At 68.9% G+C, this 26,561-nt stretch carries 20 protein-coding genes; 10 read left to right on the forward strand and 10 right to left on the reverse strand.

Annotated elements, in window-relative coordinates; genetic code table 11:
• Positions 1 to 139: 139 nt before the first annotated feature.
• From IPP98_01315 to IPP98_01325, 3 genes are all read right to left on the reverse strand, one after another.
• The gene (locus IPP98_01315) at positions 140 to 1,981 is read right to left on the reverse strand and encodes an acyl-CoA dehydrogenase family protein (protein ID MBL0177751.1); all 1,842 of its coding nucleotides are present in this window, start codon (positions 1,979 to 1,981) and stop codon (positions 140 to 142) included.
• Positions 1,978 to 2,652 (reverse strand): TetR/AcrR family transcriptional regulator, encoded by a 675-nt coding sequence (locus IPP98_01320; GenBank protein ID MBL0177752.1) that lies wholly within the window; start codon positions 2,650 to 2,652, stop codon positions 1,978 to 1,980. The genes IPP98_01315 and IPP98_01320 overlap by 4 nt, the downstream gene beginning before the upstream one ends.
• A 246-nt stretch (positions 2,653 to 2,898) precedes the next feature.
• Positions 2,899 to 5,688, reverse strand: coding sequence for a TonB-dependent receptor (locus tag IPP98_01325; GenBank protein MBL0177753.1), 2,790 nt, complete (start codon positions 5,686 to 5,688; stop codon positions 2,899 to 2,901).
• A 198-nt stretch (positions 5,689 to 5,886) separates the two neighbouring features.
• Between IPP98_01325 and IPP98_01330 the strand changes: the two genes are divergently transcribed.
• Complete coding sequence (locus IPP98_01330) at positions 5,887 to 6,981, forward strand: phytase (protein ID MBL0177754.1); 1,095 nt, start codon at positions 5,887 to 5,889, stop codon at positions 6,979 to 6,981.
• A gap of 181 nt (positions 6,982 to 7,162) precedes the next feature.
• Here IPP98_01330 and IPP98_01335 read toward each other — a convergent pair whose 3' ends face one another.
• From IPP98_01335 to dinB, 7 genes are all read right to left on the reverse strand, one after another.
• Positions 7,163 to 9,073 (reverse strand): serine/threonine protein kinase, encoded by a 1,911-nt coding sequence (locus IPP98_01335; protein MBL0177755.1) that lies wholly within the window; start codon positions 9,071 to 9,073, stop codon positions 7,163 to 7,165.
• Complete coding sequence (locus tag IPP98_01340; protein ID MBL0177756.1) at positions 9,070 to 11,037, reverse strand: serine/threonine protein kinase; 1,968 nt, start codon at positions 11,035 to 11,037, stop codon at positions 9,070 to 9,072. The genes IPP98_01335 and IPP98_01340 overlap by 4 nt, the downstream gene beginning before the upstream one ends.
• Positions 11,034 to 12,989, reverse strand: a complete 1,956-nt coding sequence (locus IPP98_01345) for a serine/threonine protein kinase (protein MBL0177757.1) — start codon at positions 12,987 to 12,989, stop codon at positions 11,034 to 11,036. The genes IPP98_01340 and IPP98_01345 overlap by 4 nt, the downstream gene beginning before the upstream one ends.
• Entirely contained in the window at positions 12,986 to 14,947 is a 1,962-nt protein-coding gene (locus tag IPP98_01350) for a serine/threonine protein kinase (GenBank protein ID MBL0177758.1), read from the reverse strand. Before IPP98_01350 ends, IPP98_01345 begins: the two co-directional genes overlap by 4 nt.
• A 101-nt stretch (positions 14,948 to 15,048) precedes the next feature.
• A complete protein-coding gene (locus IPP98_01355; protein ID MBL0177759.1) occupies positions 15,049 to 15,507 on the reverse strand; it encodes a hypothetical protein in 459 nt (152 codons plus the stop codon).
• Between the two features lie 102 nt (positions 15,508 to 15,609).
• Positions 15,610 to 15,996: an NADPH-dependent 7-cyano-7-deazaguanine reductase QueF gene (gene queF, locus IPP98_01360; protein MBL0177760.1), complete on the reverse strand. Its 387-nt coding sequence runs from the start codon at positions 15,994 to 15,996 to the stop codon at positions 15,610 to 15,612.
• A gap of 35 nt (positions 15,997 to 16,031) precedes the next feature.
• Positions 16,032 to 17,249 (reverse strand): DNA polymerase IV, encoded by a 1,218-nt coding sequence (gene dinB, locus IPP98_01365; protein ID MBL0177761.1) that lies wholly within the window; start codon positions 17,247 to 17,249, stop codon positions 16,032 to 16,034.
• A 38-nt stretch (positions 17,250 to 17,287) separates the two neighbouring features.
• Here dinB and IPP98_01370 point away from each other — a divergent pair, with 38 nt between their 5' ends.
• The 9 genes from IPP98_01370 (at position 17,288) to IPP98_01410 (ending at position 26,505) form a co-directional block, all read left to right on the forward strand.
• Positions 17,288 to 17,686, forward strand: a complete 399-nt coding sequence (locus IPP98_01370; GenBank protein ID MBL0177762.1) for an NAD(P)-dependent oxidoreductase — start codon at positions 17,288 to 17,290, stop codon at positions 17,684 to 17,686.
• Positions 17,683 to 18,177, forward strand: coding sequence for an NAD-binding protein (locus IPP98_01375; protein MBL0177763.1), 495 nt, complete (start codon positions 17,683 to 17,685; stop codon positions 18,175 to 18,177). Before IPP98_01370 ends, IPP98_01375 begins: the two co-directional genes overlap by 4 nt.
• Positions 18,174 to 19,016 (forward strand): hypothetical protein, encoded by an 843-nt coding sequence (locus IPP98_01380; GenBank protein ID MBL0177764.1) that lies wholly within the window; start codon positions 18,174 to 18,176, stop codon positions 19,014 to 19,016. The genes IPP98_01375 and IPP98_01380 overlap by 4 nt, the downstream gene beginning before the upstream one ends.
• 396 nt (positions 19,017 to 19,412) lie before the next feature.
• Complete coding sequence (locus IPP98_01385) at positions 19,413 to 19,721, forward strand: cytochrome c3 (GenBank protein MBL0177765.1); 309 nt, start codon at positions 19,413 to 19,415, stop codon at positions 19,719 to 19,721.
• Position 19,722: 1 nt separating this feature from the next.
• Positions 19,723 to 22,770 carry a 4Fe-4S dicluster domain-containing protein gene (locus IPP98_01390; protein ID MBL0177766.1) on the forward strand — a complete coding sequence of 1,016 codons (3,048 nt, stop codon included), beginning with the start codon at positions 19,723 to 19,725 and terminating at the stop codon, positions 22,768 to 22,770.
• Position 22,771: 1 nt separating this feature from the next.
• The gene (nrfD, locus tag IPP98_01395; GenBank protein MBL0177767.1) at positions 22,772 to 24,136 is read left to right on the forward strand and encodes a polysulfide reductase NrfD; all 1,365 of its coding nucleotides are present in this window, start codon (positions 22,772 to 22,774) and stop codon (positions 24,134 to 24,136) included.
• Positions 24,136 to 24,645 carry a DUF3341 domain-containing protein gene (locus IPP98_01400; GenBank protein ID MBL0177768.1) on the forward strand — a complete coding sequence of 170 codons (510 nt, stop codon included), beginning with the start codon at positions 24,136 to 24,138 and terminating at the stop codon, positions 24,643 to 24,645. Before nrfD ends, IPP98_01400 begins: the two co-directional genes overlap by 1 nt.
• Positions 24,635 to 25,240 carry a cytochrome c gene (locus tag IPP98_01405; GenBank protein MBL0177769.1) on the forward strand — a complete coding sequence of 202 codons (606 nt, stop codon included), beginning with the start codon at positions 24,635 to 24,637 and terminating at the stop codon, positions 25,238 to 25,240. The genes IPP98_01400 and IPP98_01405 overlap by 11 nt, the downstream gene beginning before the upstream one ends.
• The gene (locus IPP98_01410; GenBank protein MBL0177770.1) at positions 25,240 to 26,505 is read left to right on the forward strand and encodes a hypothetical protein; all 1,266 of its coding nucleotides are present in this window, start codon (positions 25,240 to 25,242) and stop codon (positions 26,503 to 26,505) included. Before IPP98_01405 ends, IPP98_01410 begins: the two co-directional genes overlap by 1 nt.
• The last annotated feature ends 56 nt before the right edge of the window (positions 26,506 to 26,561 follow it).

Below are 26,561 nucleotides of genomic sequence, written 5' to 3' on the forward strand. Positions count from 1 at the left end.
GGAGGAGTGGCACACGCGACGATGAATGCGTGCTTCGGATAAAGGTGAAAGGTGAAACGCGCGTACTCTCGCCGTTTCACCTTTCACCTTTCGCATCACACATCGCACGTCGCACACTTCACCGGTCAATTATCGGGGCTCACCCCTCACGAACAATCCCCGCTTCCATCCAGGTCAACTCCTCCTTCACGACCCGCTGCGCCAGCTGATAGGTCGTCACGTCATCCGGCCCGAACGCCTGCCGGAAGAGGTGGTCGACGCGCTGGCGAGCATGGCGACAGAAGACGTCGGCCACGGCGATCGCATCGCGATTGCCGACGCGCGCCATCGTCTCGGCGCGGCTGATCGCGGCGGTCATCGCGAACAACTCGGCGCCGACGTCGACCAGGCGGAAGAGCACCGACTGCCGCTGTTCGAGCTTCGGTCCGAAACGGACCATGGCATGGAAGAGCGTGCGGGCGAGCTTGCGTGAACGGCGCCCCACGAAACGCAGGTGGCCCGCGAGCTGCCCGAATCCACCGAAACGCAACCACTCCGTGCCGAGCCAGAGTCGCGGATACCAGGCGGCATAGAAGCCCGCCGAGCGGAGCAACGCCTTCCCCTTCACGCCGAGCGATGTCCGCGGATCGATCAGGTCGCCGGCGACCTTGAGATGGGTGTCGACCGCCTCACGCGCGATGAACAGTCGCATGATCTCGCTGGAGCCTTCGAAGATCCGATTGATGCGCGAATCACGGTACATCCGCTCGACCGGATCGGGGACCTCGCCGCGCATCCGGAGCGAATCGGCGGTCTCGTAGCCGCGGCCGCCCTTGATCTGCAGGCAGTCATCGACGATCCGCCCGCTGACTTCCGAGTTCCAGAGCTTGGCGATCGCCGCCTCGAGACGGATGTCGGTGTCGCCCCGATCGGCGAGGAGCGACGCGAGCTCGGCGACCGCCTCCATCGCGAAGGTGTCGGCCGTCATCTTGCCGATCATCTGCGCCACGGCGTCGTGCTTGCCGATCGGCTTGCCCCACTGCGTGCGCGTGGCCGCCCACTTCCTCGCGATCTGGAGCGCGCGCTTGGCCCCGGCCACTCCGGACGCCGGCAAGGTGAGCCGCCCGGTGTTCAGGGTGATCAGCGCCAGCTTGAGCCCTTTCCCCTCGCCCCAGATCACGTTCTCGGCAGGCACCTTCACGTTGGTGAAGCGCATGACGCCGTTCTCGATCGCCTTGAGTCCCATGAAGCCCAGGCGATGCACCACCTCGACGCCTGGCATGTCGGCCTCGACGATGAAGGCGGTGATCCGCGTTCCCGTCTTCGCCATCACGACCATCACTTCGGCGACGGGACCATTCGTGCACCAGAGCTTCTCGCCGTTGAGGATCCAGTGCGTGCCGTCGGCACTCTTCTCCGCCGTGGTGGCGAGGCCGGCCGGATCGGAGCCGACGCCGGTCTCGGTCAGCGCAAAGGCCGAGATGGCACCCTGCGCCAGGCGCGGCAGGAAGCGCTGCTTCTGCTCCGGCGTGCCGAACAGCTTGAGCGGTACTGCGACGCCGATCGATTGCGACGCCGAGAGCAGGGCGGTGAGCGAGCCATCCTGCGACGTCACCATCCCGATCGCCCTGGTGTACATCAGCTGGGAGAGACCGAGGCCGCCGTACTGCTCGTCGATCTTGATGCCGAAGGCGCCCATCTCGCGGAGCGATTGCACCACGTCGGCCGGGACCTTGCCGGCGCGGTCGATCGCATCGCTGTCCACATCTTCCTTCAGGAAGCGCTCCAGTTCCGTCAGGAAGGGCGCCGCCTTCGCCACCATCGCCGGGTCGGGGGCGGGGAAGGGGTGCACCAACCCGATCGGGAGACGGCCGGCGAAGAGCTCGCGCAGGAACGATGGTGCGGTCCATTCCGCTTCGCGGGCCGCTTCGGCGACGGCGCGGGCCTCGTCGACGGACGGTGCGGCAGGGGCAGCGGCGGCGGGCGTGAGAACGTCGGTCATCGGGGACTCCGTCGGGTCGGGGAGGTGCGCCGGGAGGGGAGCGCACCGAGCAGCAGCGTGGTGATATGGCGCTTGCGGGCGGCCAGGAATGCCGGAGTGGGGCCGTCGAATCCGATCGCGGCGACGAGGGTGTCGTCGTGAAGCGCCGGGAACCAGGTCAGCGCGATCATCGAGAGGAGGAGGTGCATCACCTGCGTGCGGGCGCGCGCCGGGAAGCCGAGTTCCTGCGCCAGCGCCGTGACCGCCTCGCTGCCCACCGCCTGCCGCAGCGAGCGGGCATCGAGTCCCGCCCCCTCGCCCAATGCCTCGCGCTGGATCAGGCGGAGGAAGTTCGGATGCGCCACCACGAAGTCGACATAATCGGAAACCACCCCGGCGAGCACTTCGGCCGGCGGGCGGGCGCTCCGCATCGCCCGCAGGCGCCCGGCGCGAATGGTCTCGAGGGCGTCCGCAAAGGCGTGCTCCAGCACGGCGTGGTAGAGCTCGGCCTTGGAGCCGAAGAAGTACCCCGGCGTGCCCCGGGAGAGCCCGGCGCGCACCCCGACGGCCGCGAGCGACGTGGCCTCGTAGCCCAGCTCCGCAAAGAGCTCGGCGCCGGCCTCGAGAATCGCGGCGCGGCTCCGCTCGGCGTCGCGGAGCCGCGCGGCAGGGGCTGCTGAAGGGCGGGGCATGGCGGAACCTCGCTTACTTGTTGGCAAGCAAGTTAGGGACGGGGCCGGACGGGGGCAATGGGGGGCGGCGAACAGCGAACAGCGAACGGCGAACAGGGAGGGGTGAGGGGTGCACTGTCATCCCGAACGCAGTGAGGGACCTGCGTGCTGGCCGCTACGCAGATCCCTCGCCTTGCTCGGGATGACAGTCCCCCTCACCCCTCACCCCTCACCGTCTGTAGTTCGCGGTTCGCTGTTCGCCGTCCGTCAGAAGTCGATCTTCAACCCCGTCTGCACGCGCCGGCCGTAGTACTCGTCCTGCGCCAGGCGGCCGCGGGTGCCCTGGAAGTAGCGCAGTGGGCGGTTGTTGAGATTGTTCGCCTCGACGAAGAACCGTGCCTTCGGGGTGAGCGCGAAGGTGGCATTCGCGTCGATGTCGGTCCGCCGGTCGGCCCAGCGGTCGTAGAAGGCATCCTCATTGTAGCCACCCTCCCCGGCGTCGAGTGCCTCGCTCTGGTAGTTGAGCGCGACGCGGAAGGAGAGCCGGCTGCCGTCGTAGGAGAGGGAGGCGTTCGCGCTGTGCTTCGCCGTGCCGAGGAGCGGCAGCTTCTCGTTCTCGCGCCCGGCGATGTCGAGCCCCTCCACCTTCGAGTCGGTGTAGGTGTAGTTGAGGTAGATCCCCAGGCCCTTCAGCATGCCGGGGAGGAAGTCCAGCTGGCGCTGCACGGCGACTTCGGCGCCGGTGAGGCGCGCCTTGGCGCCGTTCCGTGGCCGGGAGATCTGGGCAAAGGTCCGCCCGGTGACGGCATCCACTTCGTTGAACGCGGTGAAGTTGTAGATGAAGTCGTCGATCTGCTTGTGGAAGATGCCGCCCGAGACGAGGCCGACCGAGGCGAAGTAGCGCTCCGCGGTCAGGTCGAGGTTCATGGCGCGCGTCGGCTTCAGGTCCGGATTGCCGGTCGACAGCTCGTCGTCGTCGAGCGACACGGAGCGGTACGGAACGAGGTCGTAGTAGTTGGGCCGGGCCAGCGAGTTCGTCCACGCGGCGCGCACCACGGTGCTCGGCGCGGCCTGCCAGCGCAGGTTCATGCTGGGGAGCACATCGGTGTAGGACTGGCCGCCGTTGGTCGGCGAGATCGTCTCGTCGTCCACGTTGAACTCGAAGCCGCGGTAGTCCACCTTGGTGCGCTCCACGCGCGCGCCGCCGATCAGCGACACCGCCGCGCCGAGGCGCTGTTCGACCTGGGCGTAGCCGGCGGTGATCGTCTCGGTCGCCGTGAAGTTGCCGGCCGCGTACTCTGCCGGCTGGTCCGAGAGCGTGAACTGCGCCGCGTTGAAGAGGTCGAGGGCGGCCAGCTGGGCGGGCGTCGTGAAGACGCCGTACTGATAGTTGCCGGCGTAGTTCCGATCGGTCGTGAAGTCGGCGTTGCCTTTGAGCGTCAAGTTGGCAAAGGCGCTGCCGGTGACCGGCGCCGCAAAATTGTAGCTGTTGTCGCGGAGCTTCTCCTTGTCGCGATAGCGCGCGCCAATCTTCAGCGTGGTGCCCCGATCGCCATCCGCCAGCGGCAGCCGGAGGTCCAGGCGCCCGTTGCGATCGCGGTCCTCGGTGAAGCTCTCCAACTGCTCGATCCGGCGGAAGGTGTAGCGGTCCGGGGTCACCAGCGCGGCGTTGACGGGCGCGAACTGGGGCGTCTGTTCATCCGAATAGTCGGCCGTGTAGGCGATGTTCCGCACGCGCCAGTCGATGTAGCGCTCGTCGGGGCGGGTCTCGGAGGCCTTCGCCGTCGACGCCGACCAGCTGAGCTGGGCCCGGTGTCCGAGGAGATGCTCGCCCGACAGCTGGTAGCTCTGGGTGCGCTGGTCCTCGAGGCGCGAGGCCTTCAACCGGTCGGCAGGACCACCGCCCTTGGTTTGCCGGCGGATTTCCGTATTCTGGACCCCGTTCGCATTCGGGGCGCCGAAGGCATAGCGGCTCCGGAAGCGATTTTCCCAGTCGTTGCGATTGTTGTAGATCGCCCGGAACATCACCGTGTTGGCGGCATCGAAACGGTAGTCGACCGAGCCGGAGACTGACTTGCGGATCCGCTGGATGTCATAGCGGCGGACGTCGAACTCGGTCATGTACGCCGCGCCGCTGCCGCTCTTGTCCCAGACCCCTTCCTTGTTGTCCGAGCCGTACTGCTGATCGTAATACGAGCCACTGGCGATGACGCCGAGGCGGTCGTTCAGGAAGCGCGTGCCGATGATCGCCGAGCCGAGGAGGACCGGCTCGTTGCGGATCCAGTTGTAGCCGGAGCCGAGCGTGGTCGAGAGGCGGAAGCCGGCCGGCGCCGCGCGGGTCACGATGTTCACCGCGCCACCGATGGCGTCGGCATCCATCTCCGGCGTGAGGGACTTGTTGACCTCGATCGCCTGCACCATGTCGGCCGGGATCAGGTCGAGCTGCACCTGCCGCACTTCCGCCTCTGCGGACGGCACCCGCTCGCCATTCACCATCACCGAGTTGAAGCGCGGCTCGGTGCCGCGGATCGAACCGAAGCGGGCCTCGCCCTGGTCGATCGCGACCGTGATGCCGGGAATGCGCTTCAGCGCGTCGCCGATGTTGGCGTCCGGGAAGCGACCGATCTGGTCGGCGGCGACGACGTTGGTCACGTTCGCCGCGTTCTGCTGCTGATTGAGCGCCGAGGCCTGACCGCTGCGCGTGGCGGTGGCGACGAGGGTGCCGAGGTCGGTCGTGACCGACCGGAGGCGGAAGACGGCGGTGGTGGTGCGTCCGGCCTCGATGGTGACCGTGGCGCGCGCCGCGGCGTAGCCGATGTAGCGCGTGACGAGCTCCTGACGACCGGTGGGGAGGCCGGTGAGAAGGAAGCGGCCGGTGCGGTCCGTGAGCACCTCGCGCGTGGTGCCGTCGAGGCGGACCACCACGCCGGTCAGCGCGATGCCGGATGCGTCGTCGACGACCGTGCCGGCGACGGCTCCCTGCGCCAGCGCGGCCGCGGGGAGAAGCAGGGAACAGGCGGCCCAGCGGAGGGCACGGGACAGACCGACAAATGGCATGTGACGAATCCTGGGGCGAAGGTGGTCGTGGTCCGGGGAATGCAACCGGGAGATGATCTCCCGGGGCTGTCACGAGCGGGGGCATCTCGCGTCGCGTTCCTGTCACGACCATCTGATCATCCTGTGAATCGTTCGTGACCTGGCACCGCGAGATTCGTCGCCGTCCTGCTCTTCCCCATTCCTGTGCGAGGTTGCGTCGTGTCCGTTCCGTCGTCGCTTGCCGCTCCCGCGGTCCTGCTCCTGCTCGTGTCGGCCTGCGGCCGTCCCGCCACGCCACCGCCAGCCGCCGACATGACGGACAGCCCACCGATCGCGGCAGAGGTGCGCGAGGCCTGGCAGACCGCGCGCGACACGTTGCTGGACATCGATTCGCCGGCGATCTGGCATGGGCCGCAGGGCGAGGCGTGGCTCCTCGTCTCGGCGAAGGCAGGGGATCTGATCCGCGTCCACGATGCCGCCACGGGGAAGTGGCTCCGCGACGTCGGCACGGCCGGGCGCGGCCCGGGGCAATTCGAGCGCCCCAACGGCCTGGCGGTGATGGACGACCTGCTGTGGGTGGTCGAGCGCGACGGGCGGCGGGTCCAACTGCTGCAGCTGCCGGACTTCACGCCGCTCGGGAGCTACGGTGAGGGCGACCTCGTCAAGCCGTACGGCATCAGCGTCGCGGTAGACGGGGCGGGGAGCTATCGCACGTGGATCACCGACAGCTATGAACTGGTGAAGGACTCCGTGCCGCCCGATAGCGCGCTGGGACGCCGCGTCCGGGAGTATCGCGTGGTGGTGCGGGGAGGACGGGCCACGGCCGCGCTCGTTCGCACCTTCGGCGACACCACGGGGGCGGGGGTGCTGCGGGTGGTCGAATCGATCATGGTCGACCCGGCCAACGACCAGCTGCTGATCGCAGAAGAACTGGAAGGGGCGTCACAGCTGAAGCGCTACACCCTCGCTGGCCGCTTCACCGGCGACACGGTGCCGCAGCGCTTCTTCCCCAATCAGGCAGAAGGGATCGTCCTCTATGCCTGCGGCGACAGCGCCGGCTACTGGGTCGCCACCGATCAGGGGAAGGTCATCAACACCTACCACCTCTTCGATCGGAAGACGCTGGCGCATGTCGGCGCCTTCGGGTCGCCGACGATCAAGAACACCGATGGGATCGCCTTGACGCAGCGCGCGCTCCCGGGGTTCCGAGCGGGCGCCCTCTTCGCGGTGCACGATGATGGCGGCGTCGCGGCGATCTCGTGGGAGGCGATCGCCAAGGCGACCGGGGTGCGGAGTGACTGTACGCTGAAGTAGGGGCGGGGAAGGGTGAACGGTGAACGGGAAGGGAGCACCGTCATCCCGAACGAAGTGAGGGACCTGCGTGCCGGCTGCTACGCAGATCCCTCGCGTTGCTCGGGATGACACCTCACCCCTCACCCCTCACCCTGCGCGGCCATCGGCCGCGCCCCGTTCACCGTTCACCGTTCACCAGCTCCTACGCCGGCGTCGGCGTCATCCCCGGCGACCGCCGCGTCGGGCTGCGCCGCAGCAGCCGCCCGATCCCGTGGTGCGCCCCGAGGTCGGTCAGCAGCTCGCGTTCCAGCGCGCGGGCATCGTGCAGCTGCGCCGTGAGCGCACCCGTCGGCAGGGTCGCGTCGTCGAGCCGGAGCAGTTGCAGCCGCAGCTGTTCGAGGGCGGTCAGCGCGGCGGTGATCCGCCCACTCACCTTGGTCCGCAGTGCCGCCTCGGCGGGCGCGTCGTGGCTTGCGTCGCCGAAGTGGCTCGCAATGGTACGCAACGAGGCCACCCGGCGGCGGAGGTCGCGTGCGACTGTCGGCAGCTCGGCCGCCTCGCGGCGCGCGCCAGCGGGCAACGCGCGCCAGAGCTCCTCGATGGCGAGGTCGAGCACCAGCTCGGTGGGGCGGTGCAGCGTCTCGGCGGCGGCGATGCGCTTGCCGAGGCCCACGCGCGTCAGGCCGAACCAGAGCGCGCCGAGTGGCGAGTTCCAGAAGGCGCGGCGAATTCCCTCGCTCGTCCCGGGCCGGAGGAATGGGCGGGTCGGGGTTAAGACCGACAGCCCAAGGCTCGTCCAGAATCCGACGAAGGCCCACCTCGCCACTTCACGATAGAAGTCCTGGATCAGCCAGTCATACCGCCAGTCCGGTTCCATGCGGACCATGACGGCCATGGCGAGATAGGCGACCAGGGAGACCACGACGGCGTCCGAGGTGAGCCGGCCCACGAGTGGGATGGGGGTCCGCGACGATTCCGGATCGGCACGACGGAGGGTCAGCCGAAGATCCTCGATGCCGAACCCTGATCGTGCAAGGCGTCGGAGCTGGTGGGCGGCCATCGCGACGTGGATCGCTGCAGCCACCACTAAGCCCGGCACCGCGAACATGAAGAGGTAGGCCATCCAGAGGGCGATCCTGTCGGTGTAACTCCCGGCTCCACCCGCCATTCCCCCAAACATGGCGGTAATCGTCGCGGCGAATGCGTAGAACGTCCGTACCTGCTTCCAATGCCCGCGCCAGCGCTCCAATGGCGCTGCGAGAGGCACTGCCACCTGATGCCCCTCCCACGAACCGATCCACGCCTCCACCGTCGTGGGACGCTCCACTGGAGCCTTGGCGAGCGCCCCCTCGATCGCCGCGACGATCCTCCGCGGCACCGCAGGCGCCGCGGACGCGAGCGATGGCACCGGGGCCGTCACCTGCTGGAGCAGCACAGCCGCGCTGTCGTCACCATGGTAGGGGAGCCGTCCGGCGAAGGTGGCCCACGCCACGGTGGCGAGTGCGTAGAGATCGCTTGCGCGCGACGCTGATTCTCCCTGAATGACTTCTGGCGCCAGGTATGCCGGCGTGCCGAGCAGGGGACCGTCGCCGTCGCCATCGACGAGCGCGGCAATGCCGAAGTCCACCAGCACGGCGCGGCCGGTGCTCCGTTCGAGGAGGATGTTGTCGAGGGTGACGTCGCGGTGCAGCACACCGGTGGCATGCGCATGCCCGAGCGCCCAGGCCACCTCGCGGATGACGCGCTCACCCTCGGCAATCGGCAACGGCCCAGTGCGGTGCAGCCGCTGCGCGAGCGACTCGCCGTCGATGTAGCCCATCACCAGGTAGGGCCGCCCCGCTGCCTCGGCGACCGCATAGGTCGGGACGATGTGCGGGTGGGACAATGCCGCGCTGGTGATCGCCTCGCGTTCGAAGCGGGCGCGCATCGTTGGGTCGGCGGCATGGTCGGCGGCGAGCACCTTGATCGCCACCGGCCGATCGAGCGAGACGTCGCGCGCCAGATAGACCGTCGCCATCCCGCCGCGCCCGAGTTCACGCTCGAGCGACCATTGCCCCGCCAGCGCGTCCTGCAGCGCGAGAAACTCGTCGTCGGGCGAAGCGGCGGTGTTCATGCGGCGGCGCGCTCGGGCGGTGGTGTCGGCGTTGGCGTGCCTGGACCAGTGGTGCGCTTCGGCCGATGCAACAAGCGGCGAACCTCGGCGTGCCCGGCGACGTCGCGGTGGAGCGACGCCTCGATGGCCCGCGCGGCCTCGAGTTGCTGCGTGAGTGCGCCGGTCTGCTGCCGGTCCGCGAGCAGCCGGAGCAGTTGCAGCCGCACGCGCTCCAGCGTGGCGATCGTCTCGCGATGGCGCACCTCAAGGCCGAGACGCGTCTCGACGATTGCCGCGCGATCGACATCGGAGACCCCATCGCTCGCCTCGCTCTCCTGCAGCGACGTGATCAGCCCGCGCAACTCGGTCGCGCCCCGCTCCAGCGTGTGGGCGAGTGCCGGGACGTCACCGAGGTCGGCGCGCAGGGCATCCGGTATGGCACGCCACAGATCGTCCACGGCCAAGCCCAGGACCATTTCGGTGGGGCGGTGCAGCGTCGAGGCATTCGCGGCCAGGGTACGCTGCCCTCGTCCGGCGAGCGCGGCGAAACGCTGGGCCACCGACGTGCCCCAGAATCGGTCGAGCAGCCGTCTGGCCTTTCCCTGTGCCGAGATCCGGAAGCCGGGGGACACGAAGCCGACCCCGACGCCGATCATCGTGAAGAGGTAGAGCGTCGGCATGAAGCCGGTGAGGCCGAGTACCCACATGCGCACCGCCTCTGAAGTGAATTTCAGGAGGCTGATGTTCGGCTCGATGACCAGGAGGTCGATCAGGATCGTAGCGGCAAAGACGACGGTCAGGTCGAGAATCACCCGGCTTGCGAGGGGCCGCATTCCCTCCCGCTCCTGCAGGATGCGCTCTGCAGCGCGCCAGTGCGGGAGCGCCGCCTGGACATCGGCCAGGGTGAATCCTTCGCTGCGGAGACGTCGCCACTGCGCGAACTCGAACATCAGGTGGGTGGCGAGCGGGATCGCCGAGAGGGACAACGCCGTGCTGACCATCATCGCCACGAGAACGCGCTGATCCACCGTGCGGTAAAACGCATAGGCCAGGAGGGACGAGGGCAAGGCGAGGAGTGGGGTCGCGATCGAATAGATCGGCGCGATCCGTTCCCAGCGCGTGAACCACCCCCGGAGTGGCGCGGCAATCGCAATCGGCTCGGGCGCACGTTCCAAGGCGCCGAGGAACGCCGTTGCACTCGCCGGGCGCGCATCGGGGTCCTTCGCCAGGCACTGCATGACGCCCGCCACCAGCCGCGGCGAGGCCCCGTGCGCGAGTGGCGCGAGTGCCGGGGCGGGCTGCATCAGGTGCTTCGCGAGCACCGCCGAGGCATCCCCAGCGAAGGGAAGCTTGCCGGTCAGCGCGGCCCAGCCGACGACGCCGAGGGCGTAGAGATCACTCGCCGGCGTGGCCGCATCGCCGCGGATCAATTCGGGGGCGAGGTACCCCGGCGTCCCGAACACAGGGCCGACATCGACCGCGTCGGTGCGCTGCGCGAGCCCGAAGTCGCCGAGCAGCGCGCGCCCCGTGTGCCGCTCAATGAGGATGTTGTCGAGGGTGAGGTCGCGGTGCACGACGCCGTGGGCGTGCGCATGATCGAGCGCCCACGCGATCTCGCGAAGGACGCGGGCCGCGTCGTCGGCGGGAAGTGGCCCGCGATTCCTGAGCCTTGCGCCGAGCGTCTCGCCATCGATCATCGCCATCACCAGCAGTGGTGCGGCGTCGGATTCCTCGACGGCGTAGATGGGCACGATGTGCGGATGGGCCAGCCCGGCGGCGGTCCGTGCCTCGCGGAGGAATCGGGCACACGCCTCGGGGTCTGCGGCGAGCGTGGGATGCAGCGCCTTGATCGCGACCGGTCGCTCGAGGCGGAGGTCGCGCGCCAGGTACACCGTCCCCATCCCGCCGCGGCCGAGTTCGCGCTCGAGCGAATAGCGCCCGACCAGCGCCTGCTGCAGCGCGATGAATTCGGCGCGCGCCGTCACGCCGGCGTTGCCTTCGGTGTCAGGCTCGTGTTCGGCGCCCGGCCCTGGCGCAGTAGCCGCTTGACTTCCGCGTGCGCGCCAAGCTCAAGCAGCAGCTCCTGCTCGAGTGCGCGCGCATCGTGCAGCTTCGCCGTGAGTTCTCCGCTCATCGCCGCGGCCCCGCCGACACGGCCCAGCACCATGCGCAGCCGCTCGAGTGCGATCACGGCGCGCTCCTGCCGCGTGGCCAATCGTGCGTCGAGCGCGTCGGCCTCGGCGGAGCGGCGCACCCGCGGTCCTTGCAGTGCCGCGCGCAACTCACGCGCCTCGGCGACGCGGTTGCTGAGTGCTCGCGCAATCTTCGGCAGGTCGGCCGTCCCTTCGCGTGCGCTTGGGGGCAGTGCCTGCCACATCTCCTCGATCGCGAGGTCGAGCACCAGCTCGGTGGGCCGATGCAGCGTGCGGTCGGTCCCTTCGGACTTGCCCAGGCCGAACGAGGCCAGCTTCAACATCCCCGCGCCGAGGGCGGAGCCCCAGAAGCCGTCGCGGAGGCGCGCCCAGAGGCCATTCGGCGTGAAGTGGAAGGCAGGCACCAGGAAGTTGAAGCCAAGGCCCGACAGGAAGGTCAGCAGGCAGTACTGGCTGATGGTCGCCACGAGTTCCATCACGTCCCCGAAGCGGGACCAGTCGCTGCCGGTCGGCGAGTAGGGCAGCAGGAAGGGCACCAGGCCGAGGGCAAGGAGGAGCCAGGTCAGGCCGGCGAGCCACGCCACGTCATTGACCACCCGCCCGAGGAGCGACGCCGTGCGCCGCCCCGCGCGTTGCGCGGCCTGACGAGCCCTCGCCAGCGCCTGCACGAGGTCGCCATGGTGGAAGCCCGCATTCGCGAGGCGCCGCAGCAGGGTCAGCTCGATGCCGAGATGCACCGTGCCGATGACGGCAAAGGTCATCGCCGCGAAGAAGCCGGCGGTCATCAGGCTGCCATAGCGGCCGTAGAATTGGACGCTGGTGAAGTTGGTCATGGCGCCGATGGTCAGCATCGCGGTGACCGACATGCCGAGCGCGTAGAACGGGCGGACCATCTCCCATCGCGTGACCCAGCGCCGGAGCGGGTCGGCGAGTGCCACCCGTTCGCCATCCCCCGCCACCAATGCGAGCCAGGCCTCGGCGCCATCCGGACGCGCGGAGGGGTCCTTCGCCAGCGCCGCCTCAAGCGCGCGCGCCAATCGCGACGAGGTGCCTGGTGCGGCTCGCAGCAACGGCGGCACCGGCTCGGTCAGGTGCTTGAGGAGGAGTGCCGGCGTGTCGTCGGCCATGAACGGCGTGTGCCCAGCGAGCATGGTCCAGCCGGTCACGCCGAGCGCGTAGAGGTCACTGGCGGCTGTCGCCTGCGCGCCCTGGATCACCTCGGGGGCGATGTACGATGGCGTGCCGAGCAGCGGCTCCTCGCCGTCGCGATCGACGGCCGCGGCGATGCCGAAGTCGGCCAGCACGGCCCGGCCCGTCTGCCGCTCGAGGAGGATGTTCTCGATGGTGACGTCACGATGGACGATGCCCATCGCATGGGCATACGAGAGCGCCCAGGCCACCTCACGGAGGATGCGTTCGGCGTCCTCGCCGCGGAGTGGTCCCTCGCGGCGGAGCCGATCGCCGACACTTTCGCCGTCAATCAGCCCCATCACGAAGAACACCAGGTCGTCCTGTGCTTCCACGGCGTAGATCGGGACGATGTGCGGATGGGAGAGCCGGGCGCCGGTGCGTGCCTCGCGGAGGAAGCGTTCGCGCTGCTCGGGGTCGGCGGCGAGTGCCGGATGCAGCACCTTCAGGGCCACCGGCCGATCGAGCGCGACGTCGCGCGCGAGGTAGACGGTGCCCATCCCGCCGCGACCGAGTTCCCGCTCGATCGACCACGTGCCCGCCAGCGATTCCTGCAATCGCTCGAAGAGCTTCGTCTCGTCGGCGGGTGCCGTCACGCGGCCTTCGGGGTGGGCGTCGGCGTGGAGCCCGCGTCGGCGCGGCGCGCGGGACGGCCGAGCAGCACGCGCACCTCGTTGTGGGCGGCAAGATCGACCAACAGGGACTGCTCCAGCTCGCGCGCGCCCGCAAGATGTGCGGTCAACTCCTGGCTCTGCTCCTTCGAGGCCACCAGCCGGAGCAACTGCAGGCGCAGCCGTTCCAGTGTCGCGACGGCCTCCCGGTGGCGCAGTTCCACCGCCTCGCGCGACGCCGTCAACCGGTGTTGCTCCGCCTCGTCGTGGTCGGTCTCGCGCTCACTCTCGCGGAGGCGGTCGGCGATGTCGCGCAGCTCGCCGGCACTCGCTTGCAGCATGTGCGCCAGCGCCGGCACATCACCGAGACCGTCGCGGAGCGGCGCGGGGATCGCGTGCCAGAGATCGTCGACGGCGAGGCCGAGGACGAGCTCGGTGTTGCGATGGAGGGTCGATGCGGCCGCGAGGCGCTGTGGCTGGCCCAGCGAGGCGAGCGTCGTGACGGCCGCGGCGAAGCGCGACTGCCAGAAGCGCTCGACCAGCCGACGGAAGCGGCCATTCGGCGCGATCCGGAAGCCCGGCGAGGCGAAGCCGATGCCGACCCCGGTGAGCGTCGCGAGATAGAGCGTGCTCGACATGCTGAGGATCGTGGTCTTCACGTAGATCGCCTCGGCACTCCAGCTGTACCAGGATTCGATGTTGGGATAGATGAAGCCGAAGACGATCGCGAGCACCACGGCGCCGACGACCGTCAGGTCGAAGACGACGCGCCCGGGAAGCGGCGGGATGCCCTCCTTGCGCCGCTCGCGCTCGAGGGTGTCTCGCCAATGCGGGTAGGCGGCGCGAATATCGGCAATGCCGAAGCCGACGCGGTGGAGGGCACGGAGCGCCCACGCCTCGAAGCCGAGGTGCGCCAGCAGCGGGATCGCGGTGATGCTCAGCACGGACGAAATGCCGGCGGCGATCAGCAGCGCCTGCGACTCGAACCGCTGCGATCCCCAGAAGAGCAGCCACGTCTGCAATGCCAGGATTGGCGTGGCCAGGGAGTAGATGGGGCGGAAGCGCTCCCAGCGCGTGAACCAGTGCTTGAGGGCCGGTGCGATCGCGACCGGCTCCGGCGCGCGCTCGAGCAGTGCAAGCAGCGTCGCCGCGTCGGCAGGCCGTGCATCGGCATCCTTGGCGAGGCATTGCTCCACGGCGGCCACCAACCGGCGCGACGCACCGCGCGCCAGTGGTGCCAGGACGGGGACCGGTTGCACCAGGTGTTTGGCGAGCACGGCGGCGGCGGTGTCCGCCTCGAACGGCGCTCGGCCCGCGAGCGCATGCCAGGTGACCACGCCGAGGGCGTAGAGGTCGCTCGAGGCCGTGGCGGGCTCGCCGCGAATCACCTCGGGCGCGAGATAGCCTGGGGTGCCGAAGCGTGGTTGCGACTCGATCGCCTCGAGTGCCGTCGCGAGGCCGAAGTCGCCGAGCAGCACGCGGCCGGAATCGCGCTCGATCAGGACGTTCTCCAGGGTCAGGTCGCGGTGCACCACGCCCTGCGCGTGGGCATAGCCAAGCGCCCAGGCGACCTCGCGCAGCAATCGCTCCCCTTCGTCGGGTGGCAATGCACCCCGGCGGCGCACCCGGGCCCCCAGCGTTTCCCCGTCGATCAACGCCATCACCAGGAAGGGGCGAGCCCCTGCCGCCTCGACGGCGTAGATCGGCACGATGTGCGGGTGCGCCAGACGGGCCGCCGTGCGGGCCTCGTGCAGGAAGCGGGAGCGCGCGGCAGGATCGGCCGCGAGGTCGGCATGGAGAAACTTGATGGCGACCGGACGGTCCAGTTTCACGTCACGCGCCAGATAGACCGTGCCCATGCCGCCGCGCCCGAGTTCGCGCTCGAGGGAGTAGCGGCCCAGGACGGATTCCTGCAGGGCGATGAATTCGGGGGAGAGGGCCATGACGCCGCCTGCCCGAGCAAGAATCGTGCGTCCGACGACTGACAAAACGGCGGCCCCCACCAGAATGCAGGTGGGGGCCGCCGCTCACGTTTCAGGCTGCGTCAGGGCTGCTTCGTCGCTGTCCAGGTCACCCGGCCGAGGACGGAGTCATGCTTCTCGGCCAGCATCGTGGTGCCGGTCCCGACGAGCGCCCCGGCGGCGTCGAGTCGGCCGACCGAGACCCACATGACCTTGGCCTTCCCCGACATCTTCGTCGAGTGGGCCTCGGAGGTGGCGACCATGCTGTCGCCCGAGAAGACCGCGGTGTAGTTCACGACCTTCTCTCCCGGTACTGCGAAGGTGCCGGTGCTGTCACTGGTGGCGGTGGCGGTCCATGTCGATACGACCGAGTCCGTGCCGGCCAACTTGGAGGTTCCGTTCCAGGCACCGGTCACCTGAGCCGCCGTCAGTGCCGGCGGGGGCGCCGGCGCGACGGGTGTGGTCGAATCGTCAGGAGCGGGGGCCTTCTCGCCACCGGCGCAGGCGGCGAGGAGGATCGTGCAGAGCAGGGGAAGGCGCATGGCGGTAGGCTCTCCGGTCCGAGGGTGGCGACAGGCTGCAGAAAGGGCAAACGCCGCCACCTTGAGGATGCAGTCCGGTACCGGAACCAGCAAGCCGCCGGGCTACCCTGGGAGCGCCACGGTGCAGGTCGTGAGGAAGCCGCCACGGACGTTGTAGACCGTCGTCACCGAGAGCCGCTTCGCCTTGAGCACCCGCTGCAGGTCCTCGGCGAAGCGTGCCGTCGCGTGCTCCTGGAAGATCCCCACGTTGCGATAGCTCATCATGTAGTACTTGAGGCTCTTGAGTTCGATGCAGGCATCGCTCGGGACGTACTCGAGCGTCAGCTTCGCAATGTCGGGAAGTCCGCTGAACGGGCACACCGCCGAGAACTCGTCCGTGGTGGTCACGATCTGTTGATCGGGCCCCTGGTACGGGAAGGTCTCGAGGACCGCCACGTCGATGGCTTCGGGTCCCGTGAATGAAATGGTGCGGCCTTCGGCGGTCGCCATGCGTTGCTCCGGAAGTGAAGTGTCCAGCCGGAAATCTAGTCGGCGTCCCCGGCGCCATCGGCGCGGCGAGGGTCGGGGCGGCCCACGAGGCGGGCCGCCTGCATCGCCTCGAAGCCGAAGCGTGCCCGCACCGCGTCCACGGCGCGCGAGACCTCGCGTGCCTTGCCGCGCGCCTCCGGTTCGAAGAGGTCCGGTGCCTCGGCCTGGCCAAGGGCGGTCGCGGCGATGCCGAGCAGGCGCACTGCCTGCCGCTTGCTGCGCGCGGCCGCGAGTGCCGGCGCGAGGAGCCGCCGGGCGGCCGCCATCAACTCGGCGTCGAGCGCGGTCGGGGAGGTCAGCGTGGTGCGTCGCGTGACCGTCGTGAAGTCGGAGTGCCGCAGCTTGAGCACGACGGCACCCGCCTGCAGTCCTTCGTCCCGCAGCTGCCCGGCGACGCGCGCCGTGAGGAGATGCAGCATGCGGTCGAGGGCCGCGCCGTCGGTGACGTCGCGCGGGAACGTCGTCTCGCGCGAGACCGACTTCGGCGGGCCCGAGGCGCGCACGATGCTGCCACCGGCGCCATCGGCGCGTCGCTTGAGCGCGATGGCCTCCTCGCGGCCGAGGAGCGCGCCGAGGTCGTCGACGGCCATGGCCTGCACCTGCGCCACGTCGTTGAGGCCGCGCGCCGCCAGGCGGTCCGCGGTCTTGGGGCCAATCCCCGGCAGTGCCTTGAGTGGCAGGCCCGCCAGAAAACCGCGCTCCCATCCGCTGCGCACCTCGCAGATCCCGCGGGGCTTGGCATAGTCCGAGGCGAGCTTCGCCAGCATCCGGTTCGGCCCGATGCCGATCGAACAGTCGAGGTCGGCGCTCTGGCGCACGTCGTGGCGGATCTGCGTGGCCACGTCGAGCAGCGAGACGGGATGCAGCAGGTCAGTGCCGCTGAAATCGAGGTAGCCCTCGTCCATGCCGGTCATCACGACCAGTGGCGCATGACGATCCAGCACGGCGCGCACCGCGCGCGACGCCTCCTTGTACCACGCGAACTCCCCTTTCACGAACGTGGCGCCGGGGCAGCGCCGCGCGGCCTCGGCGATCGGCATGCCGCTCCGCACCCCGAACGCGCGCGCCCCATACGAGGCCGATTGCACCACGCCGCGCGACTGCCGCCGGCCGCCGACGATGAGCAGGTCGACGCCCTCGAGGGCGGGGTCGTGGCGGCGGCAGACCTCGACGAAGAAGGCGTCGAGATCGCAATGCAGGATCCGGGTGGACATCCCCTAGATTCTAGCCGTCCCGCACCACTGGAGTCGTGATGAAGATCGGATTCGCCGGCCTGGGGGCCATCGGTACCCCCATGGCCGACCGCTGCGCCGCCCGCGAGGGGCTCGTCGTCTGGAACCGGACGCCGGCCAAGGCGGAGGCCTTTGCGGCCGACCACCCGGGCGTCTCCGTGGCCCGCACCCCGCGCGAAGTGGCGGCCGGGATGGACGCGGTGATCACCTGTCTGCCGACCTCGGGGGACGTGGCGGCACTGCTGGAGGGGCCGGAGGGGCTCCTCGCCGGCCTCGCCGAGGGGGCGATCCTGGTCGACTGCACTTCCGGCGATCCGGCCACCTCGCGCGTCATCGCGGCGCGCCTTGCCGAGCGGGGCATCGCCTTCGTGGACGCCCCGGTGAGCGGCGGCCCGCCACTCGCGGCGAAGGGGCGTTGACCATCATGTGCGGCGGCACGGCGGAGGATGTCGCGCGGGCCGAGGAGGTCGTCGCGCCGTTCGCGGGGAAGGTCGTGCACCTCGGACCGGTGGGCGCCGGACATGCGATGAAGGCCGTGAACAACGCGCTGCTTGCGGTGCACATCCTCGCGCTCGGCGAAGGGATGGTCACGCTCGCCAAGGCAGGGATCGATCCGCGCGCGGCGATCGATGTCCTCAATGCGTCGAGTGGCCGGTCGATGGTGAGTGAGGTCCTGATTCCCGAGCGGGTGCTCACCGGGCTCTACCCGCAGCTCTTCCGACTCGCGCTGCTCGAGAAGGACATCGGCATCGCCGAGGCGCTGGCGCGCGAGGTGGGCGTGGCGGCCCCGGTCCTCGCGTCCGTGCGCGAGGAGTACCGTGGTCTGCGGGCCTCGCTGGGCGAGCAGGCCGACTACCTCGACCCGATCCGTGCGGCCGAAGCGGCGGCCGGCGTGCTGCTCCGCGGATGACCGACCAGCTGCAGGGCGAGCCACCGGTGCTGGTGCTGGTCGCGATCCAGGATCTGGTGAACCTCGCGTCATGCATTCGCATCGCGAAGAACTTCGGCGTGATGGACGTGCGGCTGGTCCAACCCGAGTGCCCGATCGATCACTATCGCATCGAAGGCGTCGCGCACAACACCGCCGACCTGCTCGACCGGATGACCATTCATGATTCGCTCGACGAGGCGTTCGCCGACCTGACCCACGTCGTGGCGCTCACGGGCCGCGAGCGCACCGCCAAACGGACCACGCTGCGCCCGCGCGAGGCGGCGGCCGAGCTGGTGGAGCGGTCGCGGGTCGGCCGGGTCGGCATTCTCGCGGGGCGCGAGGCGCACGGGCTCCAGAACGAGGAGCTCGATCGCTGCGCACAGCTGGTCACCATCTCGGCGAACCCCGACTATTCGTCGCTGAACCTGGCGCAGGCGTGGGCGGTGATGGCCCACGAGCTCTGGGTGGCGCGCGGGGGCGACACGATTCCGCTGAAGGCGCCGCGTCACGCGGCCGGGCCGGCGACGCACGAACAGATGGAGGCGCTCTTTCACGACTGGGAGGGAGCCCTGACGGCGATCCAGTTCTTCAAGAAGCGCGATCCGGAGCTGGTGATGCGCGGCTTCCGGGAACTGATCTACCGGGCCGATCCGGATGGCCGGGAGGCCACCCTCCTCCGGGCCATCGGCCTCGAGGTCGGCCACTACATGCGCCGGGCGGGGCTGCTGCCGCCCCGGGAGCGCGACGCGCCGAGGGGAACCCCGGCCGAGGCGGCGGGTACCGCCGGCGATCCCCCTCCTTCGGCGGACCGACCGTAGTTGAACGGAGGGGGGTCCTCCGCTAACTTTGCGCCCGGCAGAGGGGGTCGCAGGCGACCCCTTCTTACTGCAGGACCTCGATCGTGAAATCTTTCACAAAGTCGGATCCTCTTCGGCGGTCAGCGACTATGCGCAAGCGGTTCTTCCGTGGACTCGGTGCGGCGGTGGTGATGACGGGCGCCATGGCGCTCCTCTCGCCGCTCGGCGCCCAGAAGGCGGCCCCCCCCACCATCGCGGCCCTCACGGCCTCCGACTCGGCGGGATTCAAGGGCCCCAAGCAACCGATCCTCTTCCGACACGACGTGCATGCCGGCATGCTGAAGATGCAATGCCAGTATTGCCACTACTCGGCCAACGTCTCGTCCGAGCCTGGCATTCCGAGCATGCAGACCTTGCATGGGGTGTCATGCGGCGGTCGCCGGCAAGACCAAGGAGAACAAGGTCGAGATCCAGAAGCTCAGGGACGCCTGGAGCAAGAAGCTTCCGGTCGAGTGGACCCGGGTGCACGAGCTGGCCCGCCACGTCCACTTCCCCCACCAGCGCCACATCAAGGCGCTCGGCGCGAATGCCTGCGCCACTTGCCACGGCAACGTCGCGCGCATGCCGCAGGTCTACAAGGTCAACAACGTGAACAACATGGGCTTCTGCATCAGCTGTCACATCGAGCGGAAGGTTTCGCGCGATTGCACCGTGTGCCACTACTGATATGACGACGCGACTGCCTGACCAGGGAGCGGCGATGGCCGACGAACAGGGAACCACCGGGGTCGACCGGCGACAGTTCCTCAAGGTGCTTGGTGTGACCGGCGCGGGAACGGCGGCCCTCTCGGGTTGCTCGACCGACCGGGTGGCCAAGCTGGTGCCGTACCTCGTCCAGTCGGAGCAGCAGGTGCCCGGCGTGGCGACGTGGTATGCCAGCACGTGCACCGAGTGCGCGACGGGATGCGGCCTGCACGTGAAGACGCGCGAGGCACGCCCCATCAAGCTCGAGGGGAATCCGGAGCACCCCGTGAACGCGGGGACGCTCTGCAGCCGCGGCCAGGCCGGGTTGCAGGCGCTCTACAATCCCGATCGTCTCGGCGCCCCGATGGCGCGGAACGCCGCCGGCGGCTTCGACGAGATCACCTGGGATGACGCGATCGCCCGTCTCGCCGCCAAGGTGGCTGCGGCGCCGGGCAAGGTGGCCGTCCTCAACGGGTATGGTCCGTCCACGTTCACCGGTCTGGTGCGCGACTGGGTCACCGCCATTGGCGGCCAGGTGGTGCAGTGGGAACCGTTCGCGCGCGAAGCGGAGCGCAAGGCCAATGAGCGGAGCTTCGGCCGCACCGACCTGCCAAGCTACGAGTTTGGCGCCGCCAAGCACATCCTGTCGTTCGGCGCCGACTTCCTCGAGACCTGGGGCCCGGTGGTCGAGCAGCAGCGAGGCTTCGCCACCTCGCACGGCATGCACGACGGCACCATGTCGAAGCACGTCTTCGTTGGCCCTCGGATGTCGCTGACCGGCGCCAATGCGGACGAGTACGTCCAGGTCGCGCCGGGACAGGAGACGTTGGTTGCCCTCGGGATCGCGCAGCTGGTCGCCGCCAAGCGCGGCCATCCGCTCGCCGGGTCGTTGTCGGCCTACACGCCCGCCATGGTGGCCAAGGAGACGGGCGTTGCCGAGGCGCAGCTCGCCGCGATCGCCGAGGCGTTTGCGGCGGCCCAGCCGTCGCTCGCGGTCGCCGGTGGTATCGCCGCGCAGCACCGCGGCGCGATCGACCTGTGCGCCGCCGTCAACACGCTGAACCTGGTGGCTGGCAATCTCGGCAAGACCGTCGTCTTCGGCGCCGAGCCGGCGACGAACGACGGCTATGCCGGTGTGACCGGGCTCTTTGACGCGATCGACAAGGGCCAGGTCGGCGTGCTGCTGGTGCACGAGGCCAACCCGCTCTACGCCCTGCCGAAGAGCGGCAAGTTCACCGAGCGCTTCGCGAAGGCGGGCTTCAAGGTCTCGACCGCGCAGGTGCTCGACGAGACCGCCGCGGCGTGCGACCTGATCATCCCGAACCTGCACGCGCTGGAGCGGTGGGACGACCTCCGGCCGCGCGCCGGCGTCACCGGGCTGCTGCAGCCAGTCACCGAGCCGGTGTTCGCTGCGAAGCACACCGGCGACGTCCTCCTCGCCGTGGCCAAGAAGGTCGCCGGTCCGATGGCCGCCTTCACCGCGCCGAACTTCGAGACCTACCTGAAGAGCGCGTGGGCTCCGAACCTCGTGGGCGATGCCGACGAGGCCTGGCGCATGGCGCTCGGCAGCGGCGGTGTCTATGCGGCGGCCCCGGCGACGGCACAGCCGACCACGGTCAGCGCCGGTGCGCCGAGCTGGAAGGCGCCGACGTTCGACGGTGACGGCGCCTACACGCTGCTGCCCTACGCCTCGTCGATGTACTACGACGGCCGTGGCGCCAACAAGCCGTGGCTGCTCGAGAATCCCGACCCGATGACCAAGATCACCTGGCAGAGCTGGGTCGAGGTTCACCCCGACACCGCCAAGGCGATCGACGTGCGCGAGGGTGAGTTCCTCGAACTGACGTCGCCGCACGGCAGCGTGCGCGCGCAGGTCTACGTCTTCCCGGGCGTGCACCCGAACGTGCTCGCGATGCCGCTCGGTCTCGGGCACACCGAGTACGGCCGCTACGCCAAGGGTCGCGGCGCCAATCCGCTCGACCTCCTCGGCGCCGCCGACGGCCAGGGCTTCCTCCCGTACGTCGCCACCAAGGTCTCGGTGAAGACCACCGGCGACTACCGGAAGGTCTCCAAGACGGAAGGGACCACGCGCCAGCTCGGCCGTGGCATCATCGAGGCGATGCCGCTCGCGTACGCCGCCAAGGGGATGACGCCGAAGGAGGCGTACAGCGCCGCGGGACATGCCGAGCACGAGATCAACACGCCGAAGGAAACCGAGGCGATCGACGGCTGGTACGAGGCCCAGAAGGAGCGCTGGAAGCTCGGCAATTACGCCGACGATGCCACCCCGAAGTGGGGCATGGCGGTCGACCTGTCGCGCTGCACCGGCTGCTCGGCCTGCGTCACGGCGTGCTACGCCGAGAACAACATTCCGACCGTCGGCGAGGAGCAGATCTTCAAGGGTCGCGAGATGAGCTGGATGCGCATCGAGCGGTACTGGGAGGGCGGCACCGACGGTGAGAAGCTCGAGGCGCGCTTCGCCCCGGTCATGTGCCAGCACTGCGACAACGCGCCGTGCGAGCCGGTCTGCCCGGTCTATGCCGCGTACCACACGCCGGACGGCCTCAACGGCCAGGTCTACAACCGCTGCGTCGGGACGCGCTACTGCAGCAACAACTGCCCGTTCAAGGTTCGCTACTTCAACTGGCTCAAGTACAACGAGACCGCCTGGCCGGCGCCGCTCAACCTCCAGCTCAATCCCGAGGTGACGACGCGTGCCCGTGGCGTGATGGAGAAGTGCACCTTCTGCGTCCAGCGCATCCGCGACAAGCAGAACATCGCGAGGCTCGAGGATCGCGCGGTGCGCGACGGCGAGATCCAGCCGGCCTGCGTCCAGGGCTGCCCGTCGGGCGCCATGACCTTCGGCAACGTGAAGGACCCGGAGGCCGCGGTGGTCAAGGCGAAGCGCGATCCGCGCGGCTACACCATGCTCGAGGAAACCAATGTGCGGCCTGCGGTGACGTACCTGGCCAAGGTGCTGCATGCGGAGCCCGTGACCCACGCACCGGCCGCCGCCGGGGAGGGCCACTGAGATGGCCGTGATCGCGCACGATCCGTCCCGGCCGACCCAGACGCACGGTGAAGTCACCCGTGACGTCCTGGCGACCATCACGTCGAAGCCGACGAAGGGCTACTACATCCTGCTCGGCACGATGGCGTTCCTTACCGCGGTGCTCCTCGGCACGGTGACGATGCTGCTGAAGGAGGGGCTCGGCCTCGCCGGCTACGCCCCGCCGATCATGTGGTCGGTGTACATCACCACCTTCGTCTTCTGGGTCGGCATCGGCCACGCCGGCACGCTGATCTCGGCGATTCTCTTCCTCTTCCGGTCGCCGTGGCGCACGGCGGTGTACCGGGCGACGGAAGCGATGACGGTGTTCGCCGTCATGACCGCCGCGCTCTTCCCGATCATCCACATCGGCCGGCAGTGGATCTTCTACTGGCTGATTCCGTACCCGAACGCGCGCTACCTCTGGCCGAACTTCAAGTCGCCGCTGCTCTGGGACGTCTTCGCGATCTCGACCTACCTCACGGTGTCGTCGACCTTCCTCATGGTCGGCCTCGTGCCGGACATCGCGGCGGTGCGCGACCACGTCAGCGGCTGGCGCAAGAAGCTCTACGGCGCGCTCTCGCTCGGCTGGACCGGCGCGGACTCGCAGTGGCGCCACTACAGCCGCGCCTACCTGTACCTCGCCGCCCTCGCGACGCCGCTGGTGCTCTCGGTGCACTCGGTCGTTTCGTGGGACTTCGCCGTTTCGATCGTGCCGGGCTGGCACGGGACGATCTTCGCCCCGTACTTCGTCGCCGGCGCGATCTACTCGGGCATCGGCATGGTGCTGACGCTGATGATCCCGCTCCGCAAGGTGCTCAAGGTCGAGCACATGATCACCGACTACCACTTCGACAATCTCTCGAAGCTGACGCTGTTCACCGGCACCATCCTCTTCTACGCCTACGGGATGGAGTACTTCGTCGCCTGGTACTCGGGCAGCACCTTCGAGCAGACCACCTTCTGGCGTCGCGCGTTCGGACCGGCCTGGTGGGCGGGATGGGCGATGATCATCTGCAACGCCTTCGTCTCGCAGCTGCTCTGGTTCAAGAAGATCCGGACCAACCTGACCTCGTTGTTCATCATCTCGATCTTCATCAACCTCGGGATGTGGTTCGAGCGCTACGTGATCGTCACGTCGTCGCTGGCGAATGACTATGTCCCGTACGCCTGGGGCCAGATCAACCCGACCTGGGCCGACTGGCTCGTCCTGCTCGGCTCGTTCGGCTGGTTCGGGCTCTGGTTCACGCTGTTCTACAAGAACTTCCCCATCGTGGCGATCCAGGAGATCAAGGAAATGATCCCGATGCCCCGCCGGAAGGCGTCCAGCCATGGGGGGGCGCACTGATGGCTGCCTCCGTGCCGGGCGTGCTGGCCCACTTTGCCCATGTTGATGCCGCCGCGGACGCGATCCGCGAGTTGAAGGCGACGGGGCACAAGGACCTGACCGTCTACTGTGCCGCGCACAACCACGAGCTCGAGGCTGCCGTCGGCGACCCGATCTCGCCGGTTCGCCTCTGGACGCTCTTCGCCGGCCTGACCGGCTGCGCTGCCGGCTTCTCGCTGGCGATCTGGATGTCGAGCGATTGGCCGCTCCTGGTCGGCGGCAAGCCGATCACGGCGATCCCGTCGTTCGTCGTCATCGGCTTCGAGCTGACGATTCTCTTCGGCTCCCTGGCCACCGTCCTCGGCGTGATCATCCTCTCCGCGATGAAGTCGCTCAAGGGTCGGCCGTATCATCCGAAGTTCAGCGACGACCACATCGGCGTCTTCGTTCCGTGCCGAGCCGATCAGGCCGCGGCGGTCGAGCAGCTCCTGACGGGGCATGGCTCCGTGGAGGTCACCCGTGATGCGTAAGGTCCTCCTCGCCGCCGTCCTCCTGGGGACGGGTGGTTGCAACTGGTGGTACAACGAGGTGCCGTCGCCGGACCAGCTGATGCACAAGGTGCCCTGGTTCGACCACATGATCCTCTCGAAGGGCGTCCATCCGTATCAGCGGACCGACATCCCGCGGAATGTTCCGGCGGGGATCGTCCCGGTCGGCGGTGGCGAGCGTGACTACCGCGTTGGCGATCCCACGGCGGCGTTCCCGCAGTACGGGTTCGACACCGTCGTCGCCAATCGGCAGGTCCGCCCGACCACCCCGCCCCTTCCGGGCGCGCGAAGCGGCAAGGAAGTCTACGAGATTTACTGCCAGACCTGTCACGGCCCGACGGGCGTCGGCGACGGCCCGGTCGGCGTGTATGTCGCCGCGTTTTCGCTGCTGACACCGGCCGCGCGCGGCTGGTCCGATGGCTACCTCTACAGCATCATCCGCTACGGCCGTGGCGTCATGCCGCAGTACGGCGACAAGATCGTCCGCCGCGATGAGCGCTGGGCCGTGGTCGATTACGTGCGTTCGCTGCAGGCGGCCTCGCCGCTGCCGGCCGCCCCTGCCGGAGGGACCAAGTAATGGCCGCCGATCTGATGGCGATCCGCGACCGGTTGGTCGAGAAGAGCCTTACCGCTGACTACAAGAATTTCACGATGATCGGCGCCGGCCTGGCCGTCGTCGGGCTCGCGCTCTTCGTGATGGCGCTGATGGGCGAGGGGTCGCACCGCGCCTGGCAGACGTTCCACGTGAACTGGGTCTTCTGGACCGGCCTCACCGGCGGCTCGATCGCGATCACCGCCGTCCACAAGATCGCCAATGCCAAGTGGTCGGGTGTCATCATCCGCCTCTCGCAGGCGATGTCGGCGATGATCCCCGTGTCGCTCATCGGCGCCGTCCTCGTGCTGACGCTGGGCTACCACGACATCTACGGCCACATGGCCGAGGAGCTTGGTGGGCTGTCGCACGGCAAGGCGCTCTGGCTCTCGCGGCCGTGGATGGCGGTCCGCCTCGTCGGCGGGCTCGCGCTGCTCTACTGGATCGGCATTCGCCTCATCCGCACCGACATCCTCGCCGACCTGGCGCTGATGAAGGGGAAGGCCGGGGCGCGTCAGGCGAAGTATGACGCGATGCTGCAGGGCTACGACGAGGCGAAGAACCACACCAGCACCTACAAGCTGGCGCCGATCTACGCCGCGACCTACGCGATGGTCTTCACGATGGTCGCCTTCGACGCGATCATGGCGCTCCAGCCGCACTGGTTCTCGAACCTGCTCGGCGGCTGGTACTTCATGGGGTCGTTCCTCGGCGGCCACATGCTGCTGGCGCTCCTCATGCTGCACTCGCGCAAGGCCGTCGGCCTCGACGAGTTCATCTCGGCCAAGCAGCGCCACGACCTCGGCAAGCTCTGCTTCGGCTTCACCGTCTTCTGGACCTACCTGATGTGGGCCCAGTTCCTGGTGATCTGGTACGGCAACCTCCCCGAAGAGACCGGCTTCGTCTTCGCGCGCCTCTGGGGACCCTGGCGCCCGGTCGGCACCGCGGTCTTCCTCGGGATGTTCGTGATTCCGTTCACCGGCCTGCTCGGCGTCGGTCCCAAGAAGATGCCGCTCACCATGGGCCTCTTCGCCACGATCTCGCTCTGCGCCCTCTGGCTCGAGCGCTACCTGATGGTGATGCCGTCGGTCACCCTCGAGTCGGGCCCGGTCTTCGGTCTCCCCGAACTCGGCCCGGTCCTGCTCTTCCTCGGCCTCTTCTTCCTCTGCTACGGCTGGTTCGCGAAGACGTATCCGATGGTGAGTCCGCGGTTGGCGATGATCACGCTGGAGAAGGAGCAGGGGCACTAGTCGTTAGTCGTTAGTCATTGGACGTGACGAAGGCCTGCTTCCTAGCAAGGGAGCAG

This window comes from Gemmatimonadota bacterium, from assembly GCA_016720805.1.
Classification (GTDB): Bacteria; Gemmatimonadota; Gemmatimonadetes; order Gemmatimonadales; family GWC2-71-9; genus Palsa-1233.